Below are 23,074 nucleotides of genomic sequence, written 5' to 3' on the forward strand. Positions count from 1 at the left end.
TGGCGCCACGCCGAGAACCTACGACCGGAAGGTCGGTGCCGGGTGGCAGTATTCGGGTCGTGACGATCGCCCCGCCCCAGCCCATCGCGACCGCCGAGTTCTTCGCCGGGATCGGCCTCATGGCCGCCGCTCTTGAACCGCGCGGTTTCGCCGTGCAGTGGGCGAACGACATCGAGCGGGCGAAGTACGACCTGTACCTTGCCAATCGTCCGCACGCGGTGGACGCGTTCAAGTTGGGCGACGTCCGCGGAGTGCTGGGCGACGACCTACCCGCTGTCGAACTCGCGACCGCCTCATTCCCCTGCATCGACCTGAGCCTCGCGGGCAACCGCAAGGGTCTCGCCGGGGGTCAGAGCGGCATGTTTTGGGAGTTCGCCCGCATCCTGGAGCAGATGGGTGAGCAGCGCCCCCGCGCCGTACTCCTAGAGAACGTCCACGGCTTCGCCACCAGCCACGGGGGCAAGGACCTCCGGGCTGCGTTAGAGCGCATGACGGAACTCGACTACTCGTGCGACGTGGTCGCGATCAACGCCAAGCACTTCGTTCCGCAGAGCCGTCCACGCATGTTCGTCGTCGGCGTACGTGGCGATCTACCCAAGGACGCACGCCTGGGCGTGCCGCCGATCTCGGACGTGCGGCCAGCTTGGGTTCGCGCCGTTCACGAGGCCAACGCCGACCTGCCGATGCACTACGTGGACCTCCCGGCCCTCCCTGACGGCCCTGACGACCTGCGCGGCATCGTCCAGCGGCTGGACTCGACAGACGCCCGCTGGTGGGACGAGGACCGCACCGAGCGATTCCTGTCGAGCCTGGGTCCCCTGCACGTCGAGCGGCTGCGTCAGATGAAGGAGGGCAAGGCACCGTCCTGGCGGACGGCCTACCGACGTACGCGGCGGGGTGTCGCAACCTGGGAGATTCGGGCCGACGGTATCGCCGGGTGCCTCCGGACCACCGGTGGCGGCTCGTCCAAGCAGGCGCTGATCGAGGCCGGACGAGGTCAGGTGCGCGTTCGGTGGATGACGCCCGTCGAGTACGCCCGGCTGATGGGCGCGGACAAGTTCAAGACCCGCGCGCGGACCGACAACCAGGCGCTGTTCGGCTTCGGCGACGCAGTCGTGGTCGACGTCATCGCCTGGCTTGCAGACCACTACCTTCTGCCACTTCTCAGACCAGCCGCGCACTAGCCGGATACTCTCGGCCCCTCAACTGACGAGGGGGCGAGCGTGTCGGAGATTGTGCCGGGAGATTGGTTCAAGGGTCTGGACCTGTCCACGAATGTGTTGCCGCGCGAAGTCGACGCGATCCGCAAGGCGATCGGCAAAGTCATGCGGCAGCCCGATCCACAGCGTGAGGGCAAGACCATCGGCTCCGCCAAGTCCGGCATCTATGCGTTCTTCGACTACGACGGCGAGCCCATCTATGTCGGCCAGACGTCTGAGTCGTTCTCGACGCGCGTTGGGCGGCACTTGACGGGCATGCGCTCGGACGCGGTTGCCAAGTACGTGCTCGACCCGTTCGAGGTATACGCAATCGCTATGTGGTCACTCCCGCACATCACCACGGACTACAAGGGGGCCGCCGCAAAGAAGCAGGCGCTGTACCCGTACGAGTACACCGTGCACGAGACCCTGACGCAGCAGTCGAAGTTCAAGGCCGTTTTGAACGAGGGCGACATCCCGGTCTGCGAGCTCCAGGAACTGCCTGAGGCCGTCGGTGGAGTCATCATCCCGAACGAGATCTTCCCGGACCGCGCGCACCCGGACATCCGCATTGCCCGCCGCGCCACCACCGTCTCGCTGCTGGCTAAGAACATCTCCGAGCGCCAAGTGAAGCCCGGGCTCCGTCGCACCCTGGTCGTTCAGACTCAGCGGCTGGTCGACCTCTCCAAGCGTCGATTCGAGGCCAAAGGTGGCGTTATCGGCGTCGACGACGAAGGCGATACTCCGATCGACGAAGTGGACGAGTGAAGGTTTAGCTGTTTCCTTTGCGGGCGTGTGCCGCCGGTGACGAGGAAGGCACATCGCGAGTCGAGATCTCCTCCAGCAGGAACGCGCCGTCGGGCGGCACCGCGCCGGCGTGACCAGCTCGGGAAGGGTCCACACCCGCCCGCGCGGGACCCCAACGAGAGGACGGTGCCCGACCGGGCCACGGGTGCGAGCACGGCGTGGAAGCGAGTGCCGTCGGGGAGGCGCACGTCGGCGTGGGGCGTCGCGTCGTCCAGGCGCCGACCGGCCGAGGCGGCCAGGCGCTGCGCCAGGCGACGCACAGCGGCGTCGTCGGGGAAGGACACGGAGGCGCGCTCGAGCCCGGAGCCGCGATCGATCCAGACCTCGTCGGGGCTGTTGACCAGCACATCGGTGACGTCGGGGAGCCGGAGCAGCTCCTCGAGCGGCCCGGCGCCGAGCACGTCACGGCGGAGCAGGTCGTGGACAGCGATGACCCGTCGCATCGCCGACCGGGGCACCGGACGCCCGCAGGGCCTCGGCCACCCGGTGGGGCGTCAGCTCGCCGGCGGACACCGCGAGCCGGCGGCGCACGTCGTCGAGCACCGCGGTCGGGACGGGGGTGGGGACCGGGGTGGGGACCGCGGTCGGGACGGGGGTGGCGCTCATGCGGCGTCCGCGAGCAGGTCGCGGGCTGCCCGGGCGAGCGGGCCCCTGCCGGCCAGGGGGCCGAGGCCGCGGTCGACCGAGGCGGCCAGCCCGCGCTGGTCGGCGACCGCGGCGACGACGGGCAGGCCCGTCACCCGCTCGGCGTCGGCGTCGCCCAGACCGCCCGGACGGAGCACCAGCCCCGCGCGGCCGTCACGCCCGAGGTCGGCGACCATCCGCGCGGCCGCAGCCAGCCCCGGCACCGTCGCCGGGGTCACCACGAGCAGGTCGTCGCAGCGGTCGACCAGCTCGGCCAGCAGCGGGCCGCCCTGCCGGGCGAGGTCGAGGACGACGAGGTCGTGGCCGCGCACGGCAGCGGGCAGGACCCGCCGGGCCGCTCCCACGTCGAGGCGGCGTCGCAGCCCGGACCAGGTGAGGACCCCGAGGTGGTCGCGCCGCGGCACCCCCTCGCGCAGGGCTCGGGCGCCGAGCCGACCGGCGGTCTCGGCGAGGGCCTCCCACCGCGCGCCGGGAAGGTCCTCCATGCCGAGCAACCGGTCGATGCCGGGCCCGAGGGGGTCGCCGTCGACGAGCAGCGTCGACGCGGTCGCGGCGTGGCGCTGGGCGAGCGCGCACGCCAGCGTCGTGGCTCCCGCGCCGCCCGCCCCGCCCACCACCCCGACGAGGCGCCCCGATGAAGCCCGCTCGCCGACGTCGGCCAGCTCGTCGGAGAGCCAGTCCGCGCCCGCGGGCAGGTCGACCACCGACGCCGCGCCCAGCTCGACCGCGTGCCGGAAGGCGGAGTCGCCGACTCCGACCCCGACGACGTGGACCCCCGTCCGCCTCGACGGCGCGAGGGCGACGAGCGACCCGGCGAGGTCGTCACCGACCAGCACGAGGTCGGCCTCCCGCCAGGCGGCGAGTGACAGGGACGGCTCGGCACAGACCTCGGCCCCGACCCCCGCCGCCGCACAGAGGGGGACGACCGAGTCGTGGACGGACGGGGACCGGGTGATCAGGAGGACGGGCATGCCCCGAGCGTCGGCGTACGCCCCGACGCCCGACAGCCCCGCCCGGCCCGGGCTGTGGAGAACCCCGGCACGGCGACCCCTGTGGACACCTGGCAGCCTGCAGAAGCACCCGGCCCGGTCGATCGGGCCGCCTACGATGGCCGCATGCCCCGCCCCCAAGCGGCCTTCTTCGACCTCGACAAGACGATCATCGCCAAGTCGAGCACCTTGGCGTTCAGCCGCGAGTTCCAGGCGGGTGGCCTGATCTCGCGACGCGCGATGCTGCGCTCGGCGTACGCCCAGTTCGTCTTCTTCACCGGCGGCGCCGACCACGACCAGATGGACAAGATGCGCGAGTTCATGTCCCAGCTGTGCGCCGGCTGGGACGTCGCGACGGTGCGCGACATCGTCCACGAGACCCTCACCACGATCGTCGAGCCGCTCGTCTACGACGAGGCCGTGACGCTGATCGAGGAGCACCGCGCGGCCGGCCGTGACATCGTCATCGTCTCGGCGTCGGGCGTGGAGGTGGTCGAGCCGATCGGCGAGATGCTCGGTGCCGACCGGGTGATCGCCACGCGGATGGAGATCGCCGACGGCAAGTACACCGGCAACATCGACTACTACGCCTACGCCGAGGAGAAGGCGCGCGCCATCCAGCACCTCGCCGAGACCGTCGGCTACGACCTCGACGAGTGCTACGCCTACAGCGACTCGGTGACCGACGTGCACATGCTCGAGGTCGTCGGCCACTCCTTCGCGGTCAACCCCGACCGCGAGCTGCGGCGCATCGCGACCACCCGCGAGTGGCCCGTCCTGCTCTTCGTCCGCCCCGTCGCCCTGCGCCGCCGGCTGCCCGTGCCGCCGGCCCGGCCGACCCTCGCGGCGCTGGCCGTGGGCGGCGCCGTCGCGGCCGGTGGGCTGATCTGGTCGAGCCGTCGCAAGAGGATCACCGGCACCTGAGCGGGACCCACCCGCGAGCGCCAAAGTCAACCCTTGAAGGTGGCCGGGGACCGGGATAGAACGGACGTAGAACTACACAGCAGCACGTGATCCGGGTACCCACGCGGCGATCCACCCATCCGATGGGGTGCTGGCCGATCGGGATCTGCCCGAGGCAGCGATTGAGAAGAGCACGCTTGGTAGCCAGGGCATCACGTGTCAGCGGCGGCACCCGATCCACGTGAGCGGGTGCCGCTCGCACGTGCTGATGCGGCTACCCGCGCAGCGGAGAGGCCTCGGCCCCCGCGCTGAAGGCCTCGGCCCCGTAGAGCGCCCAGGCGTGGACCCCGCTGGGCCCACCCTGGCTGTAGGCGCGCAGGTTCGACTCGTACGCCGCCTGGTGGGCGAGGTGCCCGGCCTCCGGAACGACGAGCGACTTCGCGTCCACGCCGCGCGAGACCAGCACGAGCCGCTCGAGCGCCCGGGCCACGATCCCGTTGTGCGACGCGAAGGGCGCAGCAGTCGCGACGTCGGCGTGTGCCACGGCGGCGACGAGCAGGGCGGGCGCCTCGCTGCCGGACAGCAGCAGCTCGGCCACCCCGCGCAGCCGGTCGGCGGACGCGGCGTCGCGCGGCCGTCCGAGCTCGTCGGGCGCGAGGGCCGAGGCGCCGACGACGGCGTGCAGGCGCGCGATGGCCTGCAGGGGCGCGGTCTTGAGCAGCGGCGCGAGGGCCAGCATCGAGGCGGACAGCCGGACCGCGTCGCCGGCGATCTCGTCGCCCTCCCCGGCGCGCACCTGCTCCAGCGAGGCGGCGGACCCCTCCAGGACGGCGCTCGCGTGGGCGCCGCGCAGCAGGGACTCCGCGGTCAGCTCCGGCGACGTACGTCTCAGGCCGCGGTCGCGCAGCATCACGTCGATCCCGTCGCGGGTCCCGGCATAGGCCGAGCGGACCCCCTCGAGGTCGGTGAGCCAGGCGAGCGGGTCGGTCATGGGGAGGACGGTAGTCGCGGTGACGGCCGCGCCCGATCGCGGGATACGGTGAGACCGATGAGCGACGACCACCCCGAGACCCCAGCCACCACCGGCCGTGCGCGGTCCTTCGGCTCCGTCGCGGAGGCGTACGACCGGGGCCGGCCCACCTATCCCGCCGAGGCAGCCGCGTGGCTCGCCGGCGGCGAGGCGAAGGTCGTCCTCGAGCTCGCCGCGGGCACGGGCAAGCTGACGCGCGAGCTGGTCGACCAGGGCCACGCGGTCTTCGCGACCGACCCCGACGAGGCGATGCTCGAGGTGCTGCGCCAGCGGGTGCCCGAGGTGAGCGCCAAGGTCGCGACCGCCGAGTCGATCCCGGCCAACGACCGGTCGGTCGACGTGGTCGTCGTCGCGCAGGCGTTCCACTGGTTCGACCACCAGCTCGCGCTCGCCGAGATCGCACGGGTGCTCAGGCCCGGCGGCCACCTCGCGCTCGTCTGGAACAGCCGCGACGAGCGCATCCCGTGGGTGCGGCGGATGGGCGACATCTTGGGCCGTCAGGACCTCGACACCAGCTCGGCCGACCACGTGGTGCAGAGCGAGCACTTCGGCTTCGTGGAGGAGGCGACCTTCAAGCACTGGCAGGAGGTCAACCGCGAGACGATCCTCGACCTGGCCCGCTCCCGCTCCACCGTCACGACGATGGCGGACGACGAGCGGGAGGACCACCTCGCCCGCGTGCTGGCGTTCTACGACGACTACGGCCGCGGCATGGACGGGATGCAGATCCCCTACGTGACGCGCTGCTACCGCGCCGTCGTGGTCGACGACGACGCCACCGGCCCGGCCCCCGACGACGAGGAGCCCGACGGACCGGTCGTGAGCGACGGCACCGACACCGACATGCTGCTCATCGACTTCCGCTGACCCCGGTCACAACTTCCCGGCACTCCGCCTCGTCCCACCCCGGACACACCACACCGATCTCGGGGGAGACACCATGCGTCGCACGACCGCCCTGCCCACTGCCGGCCTCCTCGGCCTGGCCCTGCTCGCACCGGCCGCGTGGGCGGCCCCGGCGACCGCCGCCGGTGAGACCTGCCGCGGCGAGGCCGCGACGATCGTCGGGACGCCGAACCGCGACGTCGTCGGCACCGAGGGCCGCGACGTGATCGTCACCAACCGCAGCCAGGACGTGAAGTCCCTCGGCGGCGACGACCTGATCTGCATCACCGGGCCCGACCAGCGCGTGGGCTACCGCCCGGTGGACATCGAGGCCGGCCCGGGCGACGACGTCGTCGACGGCACCGCCGCACCGGACTGGCCGATGTCCGGGCGCCTCGGGACCGGGTCGGACACGTTCTACGGTGGTGCCGGCGACGACGACGTCGAGGCCGGCACCGTGTCCGACGACTTCAGGACGCACCTCGACACCGAGCACGACGTGCTGGTCGGGGGTGGCGGCGGCGACTCGTTCACCAGCGGCCAGGACGGCCAGCCCAACACCGACGTGATCGACCTCGGGTCCGGGCGCGACTACGTCAGCTATGCCGGGGTCGCCAGCGACGGCAGCACGGTGACCGGCGGCCGCGGCCGGGACGACGTGCTCTCCGTGTCCACCGGCGCCCTCGCGCTCGGCCTCGACAACGCCGCCGGGCGCCTGACCCAGGACGGCCTGCCGACCCTGACCTGGTCGGGGATGGAGGCCTTCACGGTGTGGTCCACCCACGACCACCCTGTGGCACTGGAGTTCACCGGCACCGACGCGGACGAGCAGCTCGTCACCTACACCGCCAGTGGCGTGGTCGACGTCGCACTCGGCGGCGGCAGGGACGAGTTCGTCAGCGGCTCGGTCCTCCTCACCGGCAGCACGGTCGACGCCGGACCGGGGCGTGACCACTTCTACGCCATGGACCGCGACCGGAACCTCGCCCTCGACCTCCAGAAGGGCCGCCTCGCCACCGTCGACGGCACAGCCACGAACGTCGCGGGCGCCATCTCGTTCGAGGACGCCGACCTGCACGCCCGGGAGGTCGTCCTCAAGGGCACGAACGCCGGGAACGACCTCGGCGTGTCCGCGTGCCGCGGCACGATCGTCGGCCGCGGGGGCGACGACTTCCTCGGCCGCCGCTACGACCACTGGTTCGAGACCGGACCGGGCTGCACGGAGCGCTACACCCTGGACGGCGGCTCCGGCGCCGACGACCTCGACGGCCACAACGGTGGCGACCGGCTCAACGGAGGGACCGGCAAGGACGTCCTGGAGGGCAAGAACGGCGCCGACCGCCTGGTCGGCGGGCCGGGGCGCGACCGGGCCGACGGCGGACAGGGCCGCGACCGCTGCGTCGCCGAGCGCGAGAAGCGCTGCGAGCGCTGATCCCGCGACTAGTGTCGCGCCATGGCGAGATGGCGGTGGCGGCGTACGTCGCTCGGCGGAGAGGCCGACCGCGCCGCCTTCCGCGCCCTGCACAACGCCTCGCTCGCCAGCCCGGCCCTGCGCGAGGGCCTGACCACCGCGAGCGCCGAGCGGTCCGTACGCCACCTGCGCGCGCTGCTCGGCACGCCGGCCGCCGGCCTGGGTGACACCAGCGGGCTGCTGGCGTGGGACGGCCTCGGCAGCCACCACCGCTCACAGCTCGCCGCCACGATCGGGCAGGTCGCGGAGACCGGGCGCACGATGATCGTCGACCAGCGCACCCTGGTCTGCGACGACGGCGGCTGCCAGGTCCGGCAGGCCATCGTGAGCCCGCTCGTCGTCGAGGACACGCTCGTGGGGGCGCTGGTGGTCGGTGCCCCCCACACCACCGGGGGCCTGGTCCGCGCGGCCGACGAGGTGGCGTCGTGGGTCAGCGGCCAGCTCGAGCTCGCCGAGCTCGACCTGTCGCGCACCCGGCTGATGGAGGCCGAGGTCCGCGCGCTGCGGGCCCAGATCAGCCCCCACTTCATCTACAACTCGCTCGGCGCGATCGCCAGCTTCGTCCGCACCGACCCCGACCGGGCCCGCGAGCTGCTGCTCGAGTTCGCCGACTTCACCCGCTACTCCTTCCGCCGCCACGGCGAGTACACGACGCTCGCCGAGGAGCTCCGCTCCGTCGAGCGCTACCTCCTGCTCGAGCAGGCCCGCTTCGGCGACCGGTTGCAGGTCACGCTGCAGGTCGCCCCCGAGGTGCTGCCCGTCGCGGTGCCGTTCCTGTGCATCCAGCCGCTCGTCGAGAACGCCGTACGCCACGGGCTCGAGGCCAGCGCCGACAAGGCCGACGGCGTCGGCCGGCTGTCGATCGTCGCGCGCGACCACGACCAGGAGTGCGTCCTCGAGGTCGAGGACGACGGCACCGGCGAGGACCCCGAGCGCGTACGCCAGGCGCTGGCCGGCGACGCCTCGATGGACTCCGTCGGGCTGGGCAACGTGGACGCGCGGCTGCGCAACGCGTACGGCGACGACTACGGTCTGGTGGTCGAGACCGCACCCGGCGCCGGCACGAAGGTGGTCGTCCGGGTCCCGAAGTTCGCCCCCGGAGTTCACGTATGACGCAGCTCAAGGTCCTCGTCATCGACGACGAGCGCCCGGCGCTCGACGAGCTCACCTTCCTGCTCGGTCGAGACCCGCGCATCGGCGAGGTGATGGGCAGCGACTCCGCGACCGAGGCGCTGCGGGTGCTGCAGGCCGAGGAGGTCGACGCGGTCTTCCTCGACATCCAGATGCCCGGCCTCACCGGGCTCGACCTCGCGCAGGTGCTGTCGCGCTTCAAGTCACCGCCTCCGGTCGTGTTCGTGACCGCCCACGAGGAGCACGCGGTCGCCGCCTTCGAGCTGCGCGCCGTCGACTACGTCCTCAAGCCGGTGCGCGAGGAGCGCCTCGCCGAGGCCGTACGCCGCGTGGTGGAGGCCGGCGGTCCCGCGCCGTCGGGTGACGTGCAGATCCCCGTCGAGCGCGGTGGGGTGACCCGCTTCATCAGCCGGTCCGAGATCACCCACGTCGAGGCGCAGGGCGACTACGCACGCCTGCACACCGCCGACGGGTCGCACCTCGTGCGCACCCCGCTGTCCTCGCTGGCCGAGCAGTGGGCGGCAGCCGGCTTCGTCCGGATCCACCGCTCGGTGCTCGTCGCGCTCACCCACGTCGAGGAGGTGCGCAGCGAGGGCGGCCGGGTCAGCGTCGTCATCGCCGGCGCCGAGCTGCCGGTGAGCCGCCGCCACACCCGCGAGCTGCGCTCGGTGCTCACCCGACGCGACGCGTGAGCCCGACGTGAGCGACCAGCCGCCCCCCCGGGTCCGGGTGACCGGACCGCCGCGGCGGCGCGCGGACGTCGTACGCCCTGTGGGAACGCGGGAGATCGACGCGGAGACGGCGCTGGGCGAGGTCTTCATGCGCTCGCTGCTGCGCGAGCAGCTCTACCTGGCACTGCGGGTGCTGGCGGCCCTGGGCCTCACGCTCGGGCTGCTGCCGCTGCTGTTCCACCTCTTCCCGTCCCTGGGTGACGTGCGGATGGGGCAGATGCCGCTGGCGTGGCTGCTGCTCGGGGTGCTCGCCTATCCGTGGCTGGTGGTGCTCGGCTGGTTCTACATCCGGCGCGCCGAGGACCACGAGAGCGACTTCGCCGACCTCGTGGGGTCGGTCGGGTCGGGCGAGACCGACGAGGCCACGTCGTGAGCACCGACGTCGTGCCGGGCGTCGTCGCCGTCGTCCTCGTCTCGATCGCGACCCTGGTGATCGGCACCTGGGGGCTGCGCATCTCCCGCACGACGAGCGACTTCTTCGTCGCCTCCCGCACCGTGCGACCGCGGCTGAACGCGAGCGCGATCGGCGGGGAGTACCTCTCCGCGGCCTCGTTCCTCGGCGTCGCCGGGCTGCTGCTGACCTTCGGCGCGGAGATGCTCTGGTACCCGATCGGCTGGACCGCCGGCTACCTCGTCCTGCTGGTGCTGGTCGCCGCTCCCCTGCGCCGCTCCGGCGCCTACACGCTCCCCGACTTCGCCGAGGCCCGGCTGGGGTCGCGGGGCGTGCGCAAGCTCTGCTCGGTTCTGGTCGTCGGCATCGGCTGGCTCTACCTGCTGCCCCAGTTCCAGGGCGCCGGCGTGACGCTGCGCTCGACGATCGGCGCACCGACGTGGGCGGGCTCGCTGGTCGTCGCGGTCGTGGTCCTGGCGTCGGTGAGCCCGGGCGGCATGCGGTCGATCACCTTCGTGCAGGCCTTCCAGTACTGGCTCAAGCTGACCGCCCTGCTGGTGCCGGTGTTCGTGCTGTTGGCGGTGTGGATGGCCGATGGCGCGGCCGACCCCGCAGCAGCGGCGCCGCACTCGTGGTCGATCCCGCTGGCCTCGCCCGGTGGCGGGATCGGGCTCTACACGACGTACTCCCTCATCGTCGCGACGTTCCTCGGCACGATGGGCCTGCCCCACGTGGTCGTGCGGTTCTACACCAACCCCGACGGCAGGGCGGCTCGTCGGACGACGCTCGCGGTCCTCGGGCTGCTCGGCATCTTCTACGTCCTGCCGCCGGTGTACGCCGCCCTCGGTCGCATCTACGCCCCGTCGCTCATCGACGGCAGGTCGGACGTGCTGGTGCTCGAGCTGCCGTCGCTGATGGTCGGCGGCGCGGTGGGCGCGGTGCTGACGGGCCTCGTCACCGCCGGGGCCTTCGCCGCCTTCCTGTCCACGAGCTCGGGCCTCACGATCGCGGTGGCCGGCGTGCTGTCGCAGGACGTGACCGGGCGGCGGTGGGGGTCGTACCGGCTCGGCGGGGTGGCGGCCTTCCGCGTCGCGGCCGCGATCGCGGTCGTCGTACCCCTCCTGCTGTCGCTGCCCGCGCAGGACGTCGCCGTCGCGCGCACCGTCGGCCTCGCCTTCGCGGTGACCGCCTCCACCTTCGCGCCGCTGCTGATGCTCGGCATCTGGTGGCGCGGGCTGACGCCCGTCGGCGCGGTCGCCGGGCTGCTGGTCGGCGGGCTGGGCTCGGGCTTCGCGGTGGCCTGGACCCTTGCCACCTCCCCCTCCCCCGGCTGGGCCTCCGCCATGCTCGGCCAGCCTGCCGCCTGGTCGGTGCCGGCGTCCTTCCTCACGATGGTCGTGGTCTCCCGCCTGACCCGGGCCTCCGTGCCCGCCCACGCCGGGCGCTTCATGGTCCGCCTCCACACCCCCGAGGCCGTCGAGCTCCAGCGCTGACCGGCCGGCGAACTGCCTACCTCGGTCGCCGCCGCCTCCGCACCTGTGGCGGCCTCAGGCAAAACATGCTCGGTAGACCGGCCCTGGGACGTCGAAGAGCGATCCATCCGCTAGGCGGCAACCCAGTCCAGCGCGTGGGCCGCATCCTCTAGGTCGGCGGCAACACTTCCCAGCTCGATGAAGATCCGCGCTGTGTCGGAGTCCGGTACCCCAGCAAACGTCGGCTCTTCGGACTCTGGCATGCCGTCAGTATCGCGACCACGGATGCACCATGAAGGCAGTTCGCGAGTTCGATTGCCGAGGCCACGCTCAGCCGGGCCGTCCGAGCCGCGAACTGCATGCATGGTGGTGCTCACCAACGCAGGCAGTTCAGGCCGGGGCCCGCGCTGGTGACGCTGGACCGGGGAGCCCGAGCCGCGAACTGCCTACATTGGTGGCCGGCACCCCCACACGTGCGGCGGTTGTGGCCCTCGATCGGGGCCTGCAGGGGCCACATCCGCCGCACGTGCGCGGGTCAGGCCCGGCGCACGCGGAACTCGTTCCCGTCCGGGTCGGCCATCTCGACGTCGTCGCCGCGCGCGACGAGGGAGGCCCCGAGCGACTCCAGCCGCAACACCTCGGCGTCGAGGTCGTCGGCGACGAGGACGAAGTGCATCCGGTTGCGGGCGGCGCGCTCGTTGAGCGGCGGGCCGCCCCAGGCGATCTTCATCCCGCCCCCGGGCGGCTGGATCGCGGTCTCGCCGTCGTCGTCGTGGACCAGCGGCCAGTCGAGCGCCGCGGCCCAGAAGAGGCCGACCTCGCGCGTGCCGTCCGCGGCCACCTCGCCGAGGAACCCCGTCCCAGCGAGCCAGTTGTTGGTCTCCTCGATCACGCAGAACTCGTTGCCCTCCGGGTCGGCGAGCACCACGTGGTCCTCCTCGGGCAGCTGACCGACGTCGCGGTGCGACCCGCCCAGCTCGAGCACGCGGGCGACGTTCGCCTCCTGCGACCGGGTGAAGCTGGTGAGGTGGAGGTGGATCTGGTTCAGCCGCGCCCGGGGCAGGTCCGCGGCCTCGAACGACAGCCGCATCGGCGCATCGGCGTCCGGTAGCAGGTCGAGACCCGAACGTTCCCAGCCGAGCAGGCCGCCCCAGAACGAGGCGAGGGCCTCGGGATCCGAGGCGAGGACGGTCAGCGAGTGGAGTCGTACGACCATCAGTTGATGATCTCGCCGCGTTCGTCCGAGAGCAGGACCGCCAGCCGGTCGCGCCACGCCTGCAGGTCCTCTGGTGCCAGCCGAGGCCAGTCGTCCACCTCCCGGACGACCCGGATGGGGTCGGTGCTGCGGTAGGAGCGCGTCGGGTTGCCGGGGAACTTCTTGTCGGTGACGTTCGGGTCGTCCTCGAAGGCGCCGGTCGGCTCGACCTCGTAGACGCGCGGCTCGCCGTGGCCGGCGGCGAGCTCGGCGGCCAGCCCCGCGCCGTCGCGCAGGGCGGTGAAGTAGATGTGGTTCATCACGACCTCGGGCCGGTAGTTCGACCGGAAGCCCGCGGTCAGCAGGTCGCCCGGCTGCAGGTCGGCCTTCGTGCCGTGGAAGAACGGCCCCTCGTCCAGCACGTCGTTGCTCACCCGCCGAGCGTACGACTGCTCCCGCCCGTCGTGCCCTCAGTCCGGCGCGCGCACCGGGTAGTGGCGGAAGAGCGCCTGGGCGACACAGGCCGGACGTTCGACGCCATCGATCTCGATGGTGAGGTCCACGGTCAGCTGCTCCCCGCCGCCCACGTCGACCACGTCTGCGATGTCGGCGCGCATCCGGATTGAGCAGCCGACGGGCACAGCGGTGGGGAAGCGCACCCGGTTGTAGCCGTAGAACATCGCGTCCTCGCCCTCGGCGAAGCCGACGAGGGACGCGAAGAGGTGGGGGACCAGGCCCAACGTCAGGTGTGCGTGGCCGATGGGGCCGCCGAACGGTCCGCGCGACGCGAGCTCGACGTCGTTGTGCGCCCAGTGCCAGTCGTCGACCGCACGGGCGAAGGCGTCCACGCGGTCCTGCTCGACGACCAGCCAGTCGGTCGGCCCCACGGAGCGCCCCGCGAGGGCCAGCACGTCCTCCGCGCTGGGCGCCACGACCCGGGCGTCGACCATCACGCACCTCCCCGTCGGCGGATCGACACCATGGTCGTCCGCAGCCAGACGGTCGGCAAGGCCGGTCAGGACCAGGAGCGCGTCAGGCCCGCCCGCGCACGTGCCGCGCGGCGAGCCAGGTCTCGAAGCGCCCGGCGGCAGTCGTGAGGTAGCGGCGTACGCCCGACTCCAGCTGCGCGATCTCGCCCCTCAGCCCGAACATCTCGAAGTCGGCGCGGCGCTCGGGTGAACAGTGGTGCTCCCGGAGCACCGTCCGGTCAACGGACGCTCCGCACGCGTCGCAGGGCATGTATCGGGACCTGAACATCACCTTCACCTCATTCTTCTCGACGGTACCCACTACGACGGATTCCAGCCTTCAAATCGCGTGGTGCCGGGTCTAGCGTGAGGTCGAGTGAGCTGGCGCCAGAGCGGAGGCTCAGATGGCAGACAACGCAGACCTCGCACGCAGGTTGCACGAAGCATGGAACGAGCGGAGCTTCGACGAGATGGCCGAGGCGACAGCCCCGGACGCGACGATCACCATCGTGGGCTCGGGAGACACGTTCGAGGGCATCGAGGGCTCGCGCGCGTACAACACGATGTGGGCCGACGGGTTCCCGGACGGCAGGGTGACGGTGGACCGGGTGATCGCCTCGGGCGACTTCGCGGTGGTCGAGTTCACCGGACGGGGCACCCACACCGGCACCCTGAGGACGAGCATGGGCGACATCCCCGCCACCGGGCGGTCGATGACCCTGCAGCTCTGTGACGTCATGGAGTTCAAGGACGGCAAGGTCCAGAGTCAGACGACGTACTTCGACACTGGATCCATGATGGCTCAGCTCGGCCTCACGGCCGACCAGATGGCATCCCAGCAGTAGACGGAACACGCACGACCGGCGTCGGCTCACTGCCGGGGGCGCGCCGCAGACCGGAGGCGCCGGTGGAAGAGGACTCGTCCAGGTCGGACCCGGAGCTGCTCGAGGAGCTGCGGCGACACCGCGCCGAGCTGCGCGAGTCGATGAGTGCGCTCGAGGACGCCCTGGCGGCGCCCGCCACCTCCGACCACCCGCGGTGGACGCAGCGCGTCGAGGCCGCCCTGGTCGAGGTCTCCGGTGACTTCCGTGCTCATGTCGAGATCACCGAGGGACCGCAGGGGCTCTACCTCGAGCTCCTCGGGACCATGCCACGGCTGGCCGGTCCGGTGGACGAGCTCACGCGGGACCACGTGCTGATCGGTAGTCAGGTCGACGACCTGCTGGCCCGGGTGGCCGGTCCGGACGGCGCGGCAGCGGACGACGTACGCCGCTCGGCGACGGCACTGCTCGGACGGCTCGTGCGGCACCGGCAGCGTGGCTCCGACCTCGTGTTCGAGGCGTACGAGGTCGACATCGGTGGCGAGACCTGAGACGAGACCTCACCCCACCGCGAGCCGGTAGCCCCGCTTCACCACGGTGACGACCGCCTTCGTCCCGATCGCCGCGCGCAGCCGGGCGACCGCCATCTCGACCGCGTGCTCGGAACCGGCCTGCCCCGAAGGCAGGGCCGCCAGGAGCGCGCGGCGGGGGACGACGTGGCCGGGGTTCACGAGCAGCGAGTCGAGCACCGACAGGGGCGCGGGCGACAGCTCGACCGGCACCCCGTCGAGCAGGATCGAGTCGGTGTGGACGATCAGCGTCCGCCCGTCCGCCAGGCGTACGTCGATGCCGTCGCGCCGGGTCGGGAGCTCGGTCTCCAGCTGCTTCACCATCCCCGCCAGGCGGGAGCGGTCGGGGACGATCGTCGGGACGCCCCACATCTCGAAGGCGGCGGCGGTGACCGGGCCGACGCAGGACGCGACGACGTCGGACTGGAAGGCGCTGATCACGTCGTCTCGGCGGCCGACGGAGTACGCCGCCTCCATCAGGGCGGCGACCGCGGGCGCCGAGGTGAAGGTGACCGCGTCGAGCTCGCGGTCGGCGATCAGGTCGATCAGGTGGAACATCGGCGACGGGTCGTCGGCCGACGCCACGCGGTAGATCGGCACCGTCACCACCGACGCGCCCTGCCGGCGCAGCGCGTGGGCGGCCATCGACAGCGACTGGCCGTGCTCCTGCACCACGATCCGCTTGCCGGTGAGGTCGCGGCCCCGGAGGTGGGCGAGCACGTCCTCGAAGCACTCCGACTCCGGCGCCCACAGCTCGCGCAGGCCGTTGGCCCGCAGCACGCCCACGCTCTTCGGGCCGCGGGCGAGGATCTCCGCGGAGCCGAGCGCGGCGACCAGGTCGTCGTACATCCCGGCGTCGGCGGCGGCCGCGAGCCAGGTCTTCATGCCGATGCCGGTGGTGGCGAGGAAGAGGTCGACCGGCCCGAGGACGACCTCCTTGGTCGCGGCCAGCAGCTCGCCGAGGTCGACGTGGTTGGGCTCGAGCGACAGCGCCGCCGCCCACTCGACCGTGGCGCCACGGCGCTCGAGCAGGGCCACCTGCTCCTCGGCCTTGCGAGCAGCCGTGACCCCGATCCGGAATCCCGAGAGAGGAAGGCTCACGAGACCTCCCGGGCGGGCCCGACGTGCACGACTCCGTCGACCACCGCGACGTCGTACGACGTCACCCGCACCGCCTCGTCGTCGAGGCAGGCACCGGTGCGGAGGTCGAAGGCCTGCTTGTACATCGGCGAGCTCACGACCGGCGCCTCGCCCCGGGTGCCGACGATCCCGCGGGAGAGCACCGACGCGCCGCTGAAGGGGTCGACGTTGGAGAGAGCGAACACGGTCCCGTCGAACGAGCGGAAGACCGCCACCGCCTCGCCGGCGACCAGCGCGGCGACCCCACCCTCGAGCGGGATCGCGTCGAGCGCACACACCGGGGTCAGGGAGAGGGCGACGGTGCTCATGCGGGTGCTCCCACCGGGATGAGGGCCGGGGCGATCGGCTGGATCTGGTCGCGCTCGGTCGTGAACGCGATGGTCGGGTCGGGGGTGTCCGGTGCGTTGACGAACGAGACGAACCTGGCGAGCTTGGCCGGGTCCTCGAGGGTCGCGCGCCACTCGTCCTCGTAGCCGCCGACGTGGCGTGCCATCTCGGCCTCGAGCTCCGCGCCGAGGCCGAGCGAGTCGTCGACGACGACCTCGCGCACGCGGTCGAGCCCGCCGTCGAGCTGCTCGATCCAGGTCGACGTTCGCTGGAGCCGGTCGGCGGTGCGGACGTAGTACATGAGGAAGCGGTCGAGGTAGGAGACGAGGTCGGCGGTGGAGAGGTCGCCCGCGAGCAGCCGCGCGTGGGCCGGGGTCGCGCCACCGTTGCCGCCGACGTAGAGGTTCCACCCCTTCTCGGTGGCGATCACGCCGAAGTCCTTGCCGCGCGCCTCGGCGCACTCGCGGGCGCAGCCGCTGACGCCGCCCTTGAGCTTGTGGGGGCTGCGGAGGCCGCGGTAGCGCAGCTCGAGCGCGATCGCGAGCCCCACCGAGTCCTGCACGCCGAAGCGGCACCAGGTCGACCCGACGCACGACTTCACGGTGCGCAGCGACTTGCCGTACGCGTGGCCCGACTCGAAGCCGGCGTCGACCAGCCGTCGCCAGATCGCGGGCAGCTGCTCCATCCGGGCGCCGAAGAGGTCGATCCGCTGCCCGCCGGTGATCTTGGTGTAGAGCCCGTAGTCGCGCGCCACCTCGCCGATCACGATCAGCTTGTCGGGCGTGATCTCACCGCCGGGGATGCGCGGGACGACTGAGTAGGTGCCGTTGCGCTGGATGTTGGCGAGGTAGGCGTCGTTGGTGTCCTGCAGCTCGGCGGTGGCCGGCTCGAGGATGTGGGTGCTGGTCTGGCTGGCGAGGATGCTCGCGATCGCGGGCTTGCAGACGTCGCAGCCGCGGCCCGTGCCGTGCGCGGCCACGATGTCGTCGAAGCGCCGGTAGCCGTGCACCGCGACCACGTCGAAGAGCTCCTGCCGGGTGAGCCGGAAGTGCTCGCACAGGCCCTTGTCGACGACCTTGCCGACGCTCGCGAAGTGGTCCTCGATGATGTTCTTGACCGTCGCCACGCACGAGCCGCACGTCGAGCCCGCCCGGGTGCACTGCTTGACGTCGGCCACGGACTCGCAGCCCTGGTCGGTGACCGCGTGGAGGATGTCGGCCTTCGTCACGTCGTTGCACGAGCACACCTGCGCCTCGTCGGGCATGCCGAGCTGCATCCCGGCGCCGGTGCCGACCGGCAGGATCAGCTGCTCGGGGTTGTCGGGCAGCGCGAGCCCGCTGCTGACCATCGGCCGCAGCACGCCGTACGCCGACGCGTCCCCGACGAGGATCCCGCCGAGCAGCCTCGTCCCGTCCTCGCTCACGACGAGCTTCTTGTAGACACCGGCGACGGCGTCGGCGTACGTCAGCTCGAGGGCGCCGTCGGTGGTCGCGAACGCGTCGCCGAAGCTCGCCACGTCGACGCCGAGGAGCTTGAGCTTGGTCGACATGTCGGCCCCGGTGAACGCGCCGGGCCCGTCGAGCAGGGCGTCGACGACGACCTCGGCCATCGCGTAGCCCGGGGCGACGAGGCCGTACATCGTGCCGCCGGGGGCAGCGCACTCGCCGATCGCGAAGACGTGCGGGTCCGCGGTGCGGCACTGCTCGTCGACCAGCACGCCGCCGCGCGGGGCCACCTCGAGGTCGCACTCCCGGGCGAGTGCGTCGCGCGGCCGGATCCCGGCGGAGAACACCACGACCTGGGCGTCGACGACCTCCGTCGGCGCGCCCTGGTCGGTGCCGGCCTGCCGCAGCCGGAGCCCGGTGACCGATGCCCCGCCCTCGATCTCCTCGGTCACGACGTCCGTGTGAACCGTGACGCCGAGCCGCTCGACGTGCCGCACCAGGGTCGAGCCGGCGGCGGCGTCGAGCTGCACCGGCATCAGCCGCGGCGCCATCTCGACGACGTGGGTGTCGAGGCCGAGCTGGACCAGGGCGTTGGCCGCCTCCAGCCCGAGCAGCCCGCCACCGATCACCACGCCGCTGGTGGCAGCGGCACTCGCCGCCCGGATCGCCTCGAGGTCCTCGATGGTGCGGTAGACGAAGCAGCCGTCCTTGCCGCGACCCTCGACCGGTGGGACGAACGGTGCCGCACCGGTGGCGAGCACCAGGACGTCGTACTCGTGGACGGTGACGGCCCCCGGGTTCGCCAGGAGGTCGCCGACTGCCGACGGCGGCGACACGACGGTGACGGTCCGCGCCGCGCGGTCGACCTCGGTCACGACGCTGTCGAGCACCAGCCGCACGCGCGGGTCGTCGTACTCACCGCCCGGCAGGAGCGACAGCGCGTCGGAGCCGGAGCCGAACCAGCTCGTCAGGGCGACCCGGTCGTAGGCGGCGCGCGGCTCCTCGCCGAAGACCACGATGTCGTGGGTCTCGGTGAGGCCGCGCTCGATCGCGGCCTGGGCGAACCGGTGGCCCACCATGCCGTGCCCGACGACGACGATCCGCTGGCGCTTGGTCATGGCGTCGAACCTAGGAACACCATGTTGTCGGCGGCGTTCGCTCATGTTTCGGGCGTGAAAACTGGCTCGCACGCCGTCACATCGGGCGCGACAGCTCCTCGCACATGCCGACGAGCGCCTCGAGCTGCGCCGGCGTGACGTACGACGGGTTGCTGCCGGCCGGCATCCGCAGCACCTCCAGCGCGCCGAGCTCCGGGTGGCCGACGAGCTCCGAGCGCAGGAGCGGCTGCTCGAGCGGGACCAGGACCATCGGCATCACGCCGTCCCGTGCGGGCCCGGTGGTGCGACCGCGGGCGTGGATGCCGGCCGGAAGTCCGGGCTCGGTGCCGCTGACCCACAGCAGCACCGGCTGACCGGCGACGGCGAGGTCGGTGCGGTAGGTCGGCCGCGCACACCAGGTGTCGACACCCGCGAAGCCGGTTCGGACGTGCTCGCGGGTCGAGGGCGCGGCACCGCTGGCCTTGACCAGCCAGGCACCGAGCGTCGCGGTCGTCAGGGCGCGGTCCGGCACGCCCCGAGCGTCGCACGGTGACTGAAACGGTGACTGAAACGGGGAGTGCTGGGAACCTGTGGTGGTGAGCGAGTGGTTTCTGCCGGAGACGGAGCGCCCCTGGACCTCCGGCAACCTGGTGGTCCCCCGCGTGCACGGCGCCGCGTACTTCGCCCGCCTCGTCGAGCTGGTCGCCGCCACCGGCGCCGGTGACCGCATCTACTTCACCGACTGGCGCGGCGACTCCGACGAACGGCTGACCGAGGACGGGCCGACCGTCGCCGAGCTGCTCCGCGACGCCGCCGCGCGCGACGTCGAGGTCCGGGCACTGATGTGGCGCTCCCACCCGGGCCGGCTCAACAGCGAGGAGAACAGCCACCTCGGCCGGATCCTCAACGAGTGCGGCGGCGAGGCGCTGCTCGACGAGCGCGTGCGCAAGGGCGGCTCGCACCACCAGAAGCTGCTCGTCGTACGTCGCAAGGGCCGGCCGGAGGACGACGTGGCGTTCGTCGGCGGCATCGACCTCTGCCACGGGCGGCGCGACGACGCCGACCACGCCGGCGACCCGCAGGCCCCGCCGCTCGACGACCGGTACGGCGACTCCCCGCCGTGGCACGACGCGATGGCCGAGATCCGCGGACCCGCCGTGGCGCACGTGCTCGACACCTTCACGGAGCGGTGGGACGACTCCACCCCGCTCGACCACCGCAACCCGTACCGGGCCGTGGCGCACCGCATCGCGCGGATGCCGCGCCGCCCCGAGCAGCTGCCCGAGCGCTGGGACCCACCGCCCGAGGCGGGCCGGCACCAGGTGCAGATCCTGCGGACCTACCCGTTCAAGCGCCCCCGCTACCCGTTCGCACCCGACGGCGAGCGGTCGATCGCGCGGGCCTACTCGCGCGCCTTCAGCAGGGCGCGCCGGCTGGTCTACGTCGAGGACCAATACTTCTGGTCCGACCTCGTGGCCACGACGCTGGCGGACGCGTTGCGCCGCGAGCCGGGGCTGCAGGTGATTGCGGTGGTGCCGCGCCACCCGGAGGAGGACAGCCGGGTGGGTGGCCCGCCGATGAAGCACGGCCAGCGCGTCGCGTGGGAGCGGCTGAAGGAGGCGGGGGGCGACCGCTTCCAGATGTTCGACCTGAACAACGCCTCGGGCACCCCGGTCTACGTGCACGCCAAGGTCTGCATCGTCGACGACGAGTGGATGACGATCGGCTCCGACAACCTCAACCTCCGCTCGTGGACCCACGACTCGGAGCTCACCTGTGCCGTCGTCGACCCGGACGGCGAGCTCCCGCGCGAGCTGCGCACGTCCCTGTGGGCCGAGCACCTCGGCCTGCCCGAGGACGACCCACGGCTCGGGCCCCTCGAGGACCTCGACGACCCGGTGCGCCTGTGGACGTCGCGCGTCGGCGCGCCCGGCAGCCACATCGGGGTGCACGAGCCGCCCCGACTCCCACGTCGTACGACGCTGTGGGCCCGGCCGGCCTACCGCTACGCCTACGACCCCGACGGCCGGCCGCGGCGGCTGCGCGGCACGACGGACTTCTGACCACCCGGACGCGGGTCCGTGGACAGCAAGATCGTGGAGGATCCGAGTCACCTGGTGGCTCGGATCCTCCACGGTGTCGGCGGAGTCACCGGATATCCGGGGACTCCGGAGGGGCGGCGACGACCACGGGCGACCTCAGTCCGTCACGGGCTGGCCACCGGCAGGTGGAGCACGACGTCCTTCATCCGCATCGCGCCGACCACCCGGCTGCCGAAGCCCACCGACATGTCCGAGATGGGCGCGACGGTGAGGAAGAGGGTCTGCCCGGCCGGGACGTCGACGGCGACCGACGGCAGCTCGACGCCGCGCCGCGGCTTGTCGATCACGATGCCGTTCTCGCGGATGGGCAGCATGTTGTTCTGCACGACCCGCGCGTCGAGCGGGCTGGTCCCGACCGACAGCCCGAGGAAGGCGCGGTTGTCGAGACCGAGCGCAGTGAGCCGGGCGTCGAGGGTGGGCGACCCGGCGATGGTGAGCGGGCCCTGCGCGACCGGGTAGGCGATCGGGGCGCCGGCGGCCACCGTGGTGACGACCTCGCCGAGCTCGACGGACGTGTCGGGCGCGACCGTGGGGACGCTGACGCAGCGGTCGCCGGACGCGGTGGTCAGGTGGTAGCGCCCGAACCCGGTCAGCCCGGTCCGGCGGCCCTGCAGGTTCTGCTGGAGGAAGCGGAGGCCGAGGTCGGCGAAGGTGGGGCTGCCGAGCGTCGGGGAGCACGCGTCGGTCGTCGCCAGCGGGATGTCGAGGTTGGTCCCGGCCGGCAGCACGGCCGGCAGCGTGTGGCCGCCGTTGTAGCCGACGAAGATGCTGCGTGAGCGCGCCTTGTCGGTCAGCACCCGGCTGAAGTTCTCCAGTCCCTGGTCGAGCGGGAAGAGGTTGTCCGTCGCGCCCTGCCCGAAGAGCACCGGCACGTCGAGCCGCCGGCCCTGCCGCAGGTGCCACTCGGGGCCGTTGCGGTCCAGGAACTCGTGGAGGTACGTCGGCACGTTGCCGGTCGCGGCCGCCTCGACGAAGCCCTGCACCACCCGGGGCGGGAGGGCGTCGCTCGGCAGCGAGGCCGCGGTCAGCGCCGTCGCCCACTCCGTGCGCGGCACGCCCTGCGGGAACAGGCTCTCGGTCAGGTTGAACCAGGTGATCTCGGGGACGAGGGCGTCGAAGCGCGTCGCACCCCGGTCGCGGATCTCGCTGAGCGCGCCGACGAACTGGTAGCCGCCGCCGTAGGACCCGCCGATCGCACCCAGCACAGGGTCTCCGGGGCGCTGCTTCTGCACCCATGGCTGCGCGGCGACGAGGTCCACGACGGCCTGGACGTCCTTGCCCTCCACGTCCGGGTTCTCGATGTGTGCCTTGCCGCCGCTCTCGCCGAAACCGCGCTGGTCGAAGCTCAGCACGCCGAACCCGGCGTCGGTCAGGTAGGAGAACGCCGCGGGGTCCGTCGTACGACTGCCGCCCCAGCCGTGGCTGTGCAGGACCATCGGCACCGGGCGGTCCGACGTGGCGCCCGCCGGCCGGAAGATCGTGAAGCAGATGTCGACCGGCGCGGTCGTGCCCGGGTCCGGGACGCTCCGCAGGCAGCCATCCGTCGTGGTGACCGCGTCGGCGGCCCCGGCGGGGGCGCTGGTGAGCGGCGCGGTCGCGGCCGCGAGCAGGCCGGCGACGGCGAGCGCGAGGACGCGGGCGGTGGGACGGTGCGGCAGCGTGGGCAGCGGCATGGACATGGCATCTCTCCTGCGACGGGGTCACCGGACCAACGAGCAGGCGGACGGCTGGCTACGCCGGGACGGTGCCAGTCGCT

25 protein-coding genes are annotated in these 23,074 nt (G+C 72.5%); 12 read left to right on the forward strand and 13 right to left on the reverse strand.

The features are described 5' to 3' along the window. Positions 1-59 precede the first annotated feature (59 nt). Together AC3A3L_RS06305 and AC3A3L_RS06310 are read left to right on the forward strand one after the other, a co-directional pair. Positions 60-1,184, forward strand: coding sequence for a DNA cytosine methyltransferase (locus AC3A3L_RS06305; protein WP_487639156.1), 1,125 nt, complete (start codon positions 60-62; stop codon positions 1,182-1,184). Positions 1,185-1,223: 39 nt separating this feature from the next. Beyond that, a complete protein-coding gene (locus tag AC3A3L_RS06310; RefSeq protein ID WP_487639157.1) occupies positions 1,224-1,967 on the forward strand; it encodes a GIY-YIG nuclease family protein in 744 nt (247 codons plus the stop codon). On the opposite strand, the gene AC3A3L_RS06315 is transcribed toward AC3A3L_RS06310, so the two are convergent. From AC3A3L_RS06315 to ssd, 3 genes are read right to left on the reverse strand one after another with little or no spacing between them, the layout of a single operon-like run. Continuing rightward, positions 1,865-2,449: an ATPase, T2SS/T4P/T4SS family gene (locus tag AC3A3L_RS06315; protein ID WP_487639158.1), complete on the reverse strand. Its 585-nt coding sequence runs from the start codon at positions 2,447-2,449 to the stop codon at positions 1,865-1,867. The two genes, AC3A3L_RS06310 and AC3A3L_RS06315, sit on opposite strands and share 103 nt — an antisense overlap. After that, entirely contained in the window at positions 2,409-2,612 is a 204-nt protein-coding gene (locus AC3A3L_RS06320) for a hypothetical protein (protein ID WP_487639159.1), read from the reverse strand. The genes AC3A3L_RS06315 and AC3A3L_RS06320 overlap by 41 nt, the downstream gene beginning before the upstream one ends. Continuing rightward, the gene (gene ssd, locus AC3A3L_RS06325; protein ID WP_487639160.1) at positions 2,609-3,622 is read right to left on the reverse strand and encodes a septum site-determining protein Ssd; all 1,014 of its coding nucleotides are present in this window, start codon (positions 3,620-3,622) and stop codon (positions 2,609-2,611) included. Before ssd ends, AC3A3L_RS06320 begins: the two co-directional genes overlap by 4 nt. A 144-nt stretch (positions 3,623-3,766) precedes the next feature. Here ssd and AC3A3L_RS06330 point away from each other — a divergent pair, with 144 nt between their 5' ends. After that, the gene (locus tag AC3A3L_RS06330) at positions 3,767-4,564 is read left to right on the forward strand and encodes an HAD family hydrolase (RefSeq protein ID WP_487639161.1); all 798 of its coding nucleotides are present in this window, start codon (positions 3,767-3,769) and stop codon (positions 4,562-4,564) included. A 253-nt stretch (positions 4,565-4,817) separates the two neighbouring features. Here AC3A3L_RS06330 and AC3A3L_RS06335 read toward each other — a convergent pair whose 3' ends face one another. After that, positions 4,818-5,534, reverse strand: coding sequence for a Fic family protein (locus AC3A3L_RS06335; protein WP_487639162.1), 717 nt, complete (start codon positions 5,532-5,534; stop codon positions 4,818-4,820). A gap of 57 nt (positions 5,535-5,591) precedes the next feature. On the opposite strand from AC3A3L_RS06335, the gene AC3A3L_RS06340 reads away from it, so the two are divergent. From AC3A3L_RS06340 to AC3A3L_RS06365, 6 genes are all read left to right on the forward strand, one after another. Continuing rightward, positions 5,592-6,440, forward strand: coding sequence for a class I SAM-dependent methyltransferase (locus AC3A3L_RS06340; protein WP_487639163.1), 849 nt, complete (start codon positions 5,592-5,594; stop codon positions 6,438-6,440). A gap of 73 nt (positions 6,441-6,513) precedes the next feature. Then, positions 6,514-7,890, forward strand: a complete 1,377-nt coding sequence (locus tag AC3A3L_RS06345; RefSeq protein WP_487639164.1) for a calcium-binding protein — start codon at positions 6,514-6,516, stop codon at positions 7,888-7,890. Between the two features lie 21 nt (positions 7,891-7,911). Further along, positions 7,912-9,042 carry a sensor histidine kinase gene (locus tag AC3A3L_RS06350; RefSeq protein ID WP_487639165.1) on the forward strand — a complete coding sequence of 377 codons (1,131 nt, stop codon included), beginning with the start codon at positions 7,912-7,914 and terminating at the stop codon, positions 9,040-9,042. Further along, positions 9,039-9,752, forward strand: coding sequence for a LytR/AlgR family response regulator transcription factor (locus tag AC3A3L_RS06355; protein WP_487639166.1), 714 nt, complete (start codon positions 9,039-9,041; stop codon positions 9,750-9,752). Before AC3A3L_RS06350 ends, AC3A3L_RS06355 begins: the two co-directional genes overlap by 4 nt. A gap of 79 nt (positions 9,753-9,831) precedes the next feature. Next, the gene (locus AC3A3L_RS06360; protein ID WP_487639167.1) at positions 9,832-10,164 is read left to right on the forward strand and encodes a hypothetical protein; all 333 of its coding nucleotides are present in this window, start codon (positions 9,832-9,834) and stop codon (positions 10,162-10,164) included. Then, on the forward strand, positions 10,161-11,675 hold the full coding sequence (locus AC3A3L_RS06365; protein WP_487639168.1) for a sodium/solute symporter: 1,515 nt from the start codon (positions 10,161-10,163) through the stop codon (positions 11,673-11,675). Before AC3A3L_RS06360 ends, AC3A3L_RS06365 begins: the two co-directional genes overlap by 4 nt. Positions 11,676-12,189: 514 nt before the next feature. On the opposite strand, the gene AC3A3L_RS06370 is transcribed toward AC3A3L_RS06365, so the two are convergent. From AC3A3L_RS06370 to AC3A3L_RS06385, 4 genes are all read right to left on the reverse strand, one after another. Then, entirely contained in the window at positions 12,190-12,870 is a 681-nt protein-coding gene (locus tag AC3A3L_RS06370) for a VOC family protein (RefSeq protein ID WP_487639169.1), read from the reverse strand. Further along, positions 12,870-13,283, reverse strand: coding sequence for an NAD(+)--rifampin ADP-ribosyltransferase (gene arr, locus AC3A3L_RS06375; RefSeq protein ID WP_487639170.1), 414 nt, complete (start codon positions 13,281-13,283; stop codon positions 12,870-12,872). Before arr ends, AC3A3L_RS06370 begins: the two co-directional genes overlap by 1 nt. Before the next feature lie 36 nt (positions 13,284-13,319). After that, positions 13,320-13,799: a MaoC family dehydratase gene (locus tag AC3A3L_RS06380; protein WP_487639832.1), complete on the reverse strand. Its 480-nt coding sequence runs from the start codon at positions 13,797-13,799 to the stop codon at positions 13,320-13,322. An 82-nt stretch (positions 13,800-13,881) separates the two neighbouring features. After that, complete coding sequence (locus tag AC3A3L_RS06385) at positions 13,882-14,106, reverse strand: hypothetical protein (RefSeq protein WP_487639171.1); 225 nt, start codon at positions 14,104-14,106, stop codon at positions 13,882-13,884. A 115-nt stretch (positions 14,107-14,221) separates the two neighbouring features. Here AC3A3L_RS06385 and AC3A3L_RS06390 point away from each other — a divergent pair, with 115 nt between their 5' ends. Both AC3A3L_RS06390 and AC3A3L_RS06395 read left to right on the forward strand, forming a co-directional pair. After that, positions 14,222-14,662: an ester cyclase gene (locus AC3A3L_RS06390; protein ID WP_487639172.1), complete on the forward strand. Its 441-nt coding sequence runs from the start codon at positions 14,222-14,224 to the stop codon at positions 14,660-14,662. A gap of 62 nt (positions 14,663-14,724) precedes the next feature. Further along, positions 14,725-15,189: a hemerythrin domain-containing protein gene (locus AC3A3L_RS06395; RefSeq protein WP_487639173.1), complete on the forward strand. Its 465-nt coding sequence runs from the start codon at positions 14,725-14,727 to the stop codon at positions 15,187-15,189. A gap of 9 nt (positions 15,190-15,198) precedes the next feature. Here AC3A3L_RS06395 and AC3A3L_RS06400 read toward each other — a convergent pair whose 3' ends face one another. The 4 genes from AC3A3L_RS06400 to AC3A3L_RS06415 form a co-directional block, all read right to left on the reverse strand. Next, complete coding sequence (locus AC3A3L_RS06400; protein ID WP_487639174.1) at positions 15,199-16,308, reverse strand: uroporphyrinogen-III synthase; 1,110 nt, start codon at positions 16,306-16,308, stop codon at positions 15,199-15,201. Further along, positions 16,305-16,655, reverse strand: coding sequence for a nitrite reductase small subunit NirD (gene nirD, locus AC3A3L_RS06405; protein WP_487639175.1), 351 nt, complete (start codon positions 16,653-16,655; stop codon positions 16,305-16,307). The genes AC3A3L_RS06400 and nirD overlap by 4 nt, the downstream gene beginning before the upstream one ends. Next, positions 16,652-19,237, reverse strand: coding sequence for a nitrite reductase large subunit NirB (nirB, locus tag AC3A3L_RS06410; RefSeq protein ID WP_487639176.1), 2,586 nt, complete (start codon positions 19,235-19,237; stop codon positions 16,652-16,654). The genes nirD and nirB overlap by 4 nt, the downstream gene beginning before the upstream one ends. Positions 19,238-19,313: 76 nt before the next feature. Beyond that, the gene (locus AC3A3L_RS06415) at positions 19,314-19,748 is read right to left on the reverse strand and encodes a hypothetical protein (RefSeq protein ID WP_487639177.1); all 435 of its coding nucleotides are present in this window, start codon (positions 19,746-19,748) and stop codon (positions 19,314-19,316) included. Between the two features lie 64 nt (positions 19,749-19,812). Between AC3A3L_RS06415 and AC3A3L_RS06420 the strand changes: the two genes are divergently transcribed. Then, positions 19,813-21,279, forward strand: a complete 1,467-nt coding sequence (locus AC3A3L_RS06420; protein WP_487639178.1) for a phospholipase D-like domain-containing protein — start codon at positions 19,813-19,815, stop codon at positions 21,277-21,279. 143 nt (positions 21,280-21,422) lie between these two features. Here the strand turns inward: AC3A3L_RS06420 and AC3A3L_RS06425 are convergent, their stop codons facing one another. Beyond that, entirely contained in the window at positions 21,423-22,997 is a 1,575-nt protein-coding gene (locus tag AC3A3L_RS06425) for an alpha/beta hydrolase (RefSeq protein ID WP_487639179.1), read from the reverse strand. Between the last annotated feature and the right edge of the window lie 77 nt (positions 22,998-23,074).

This window comes from Nocardioides sp. Soil_C_8 (genome assembly GCF_057656315.1).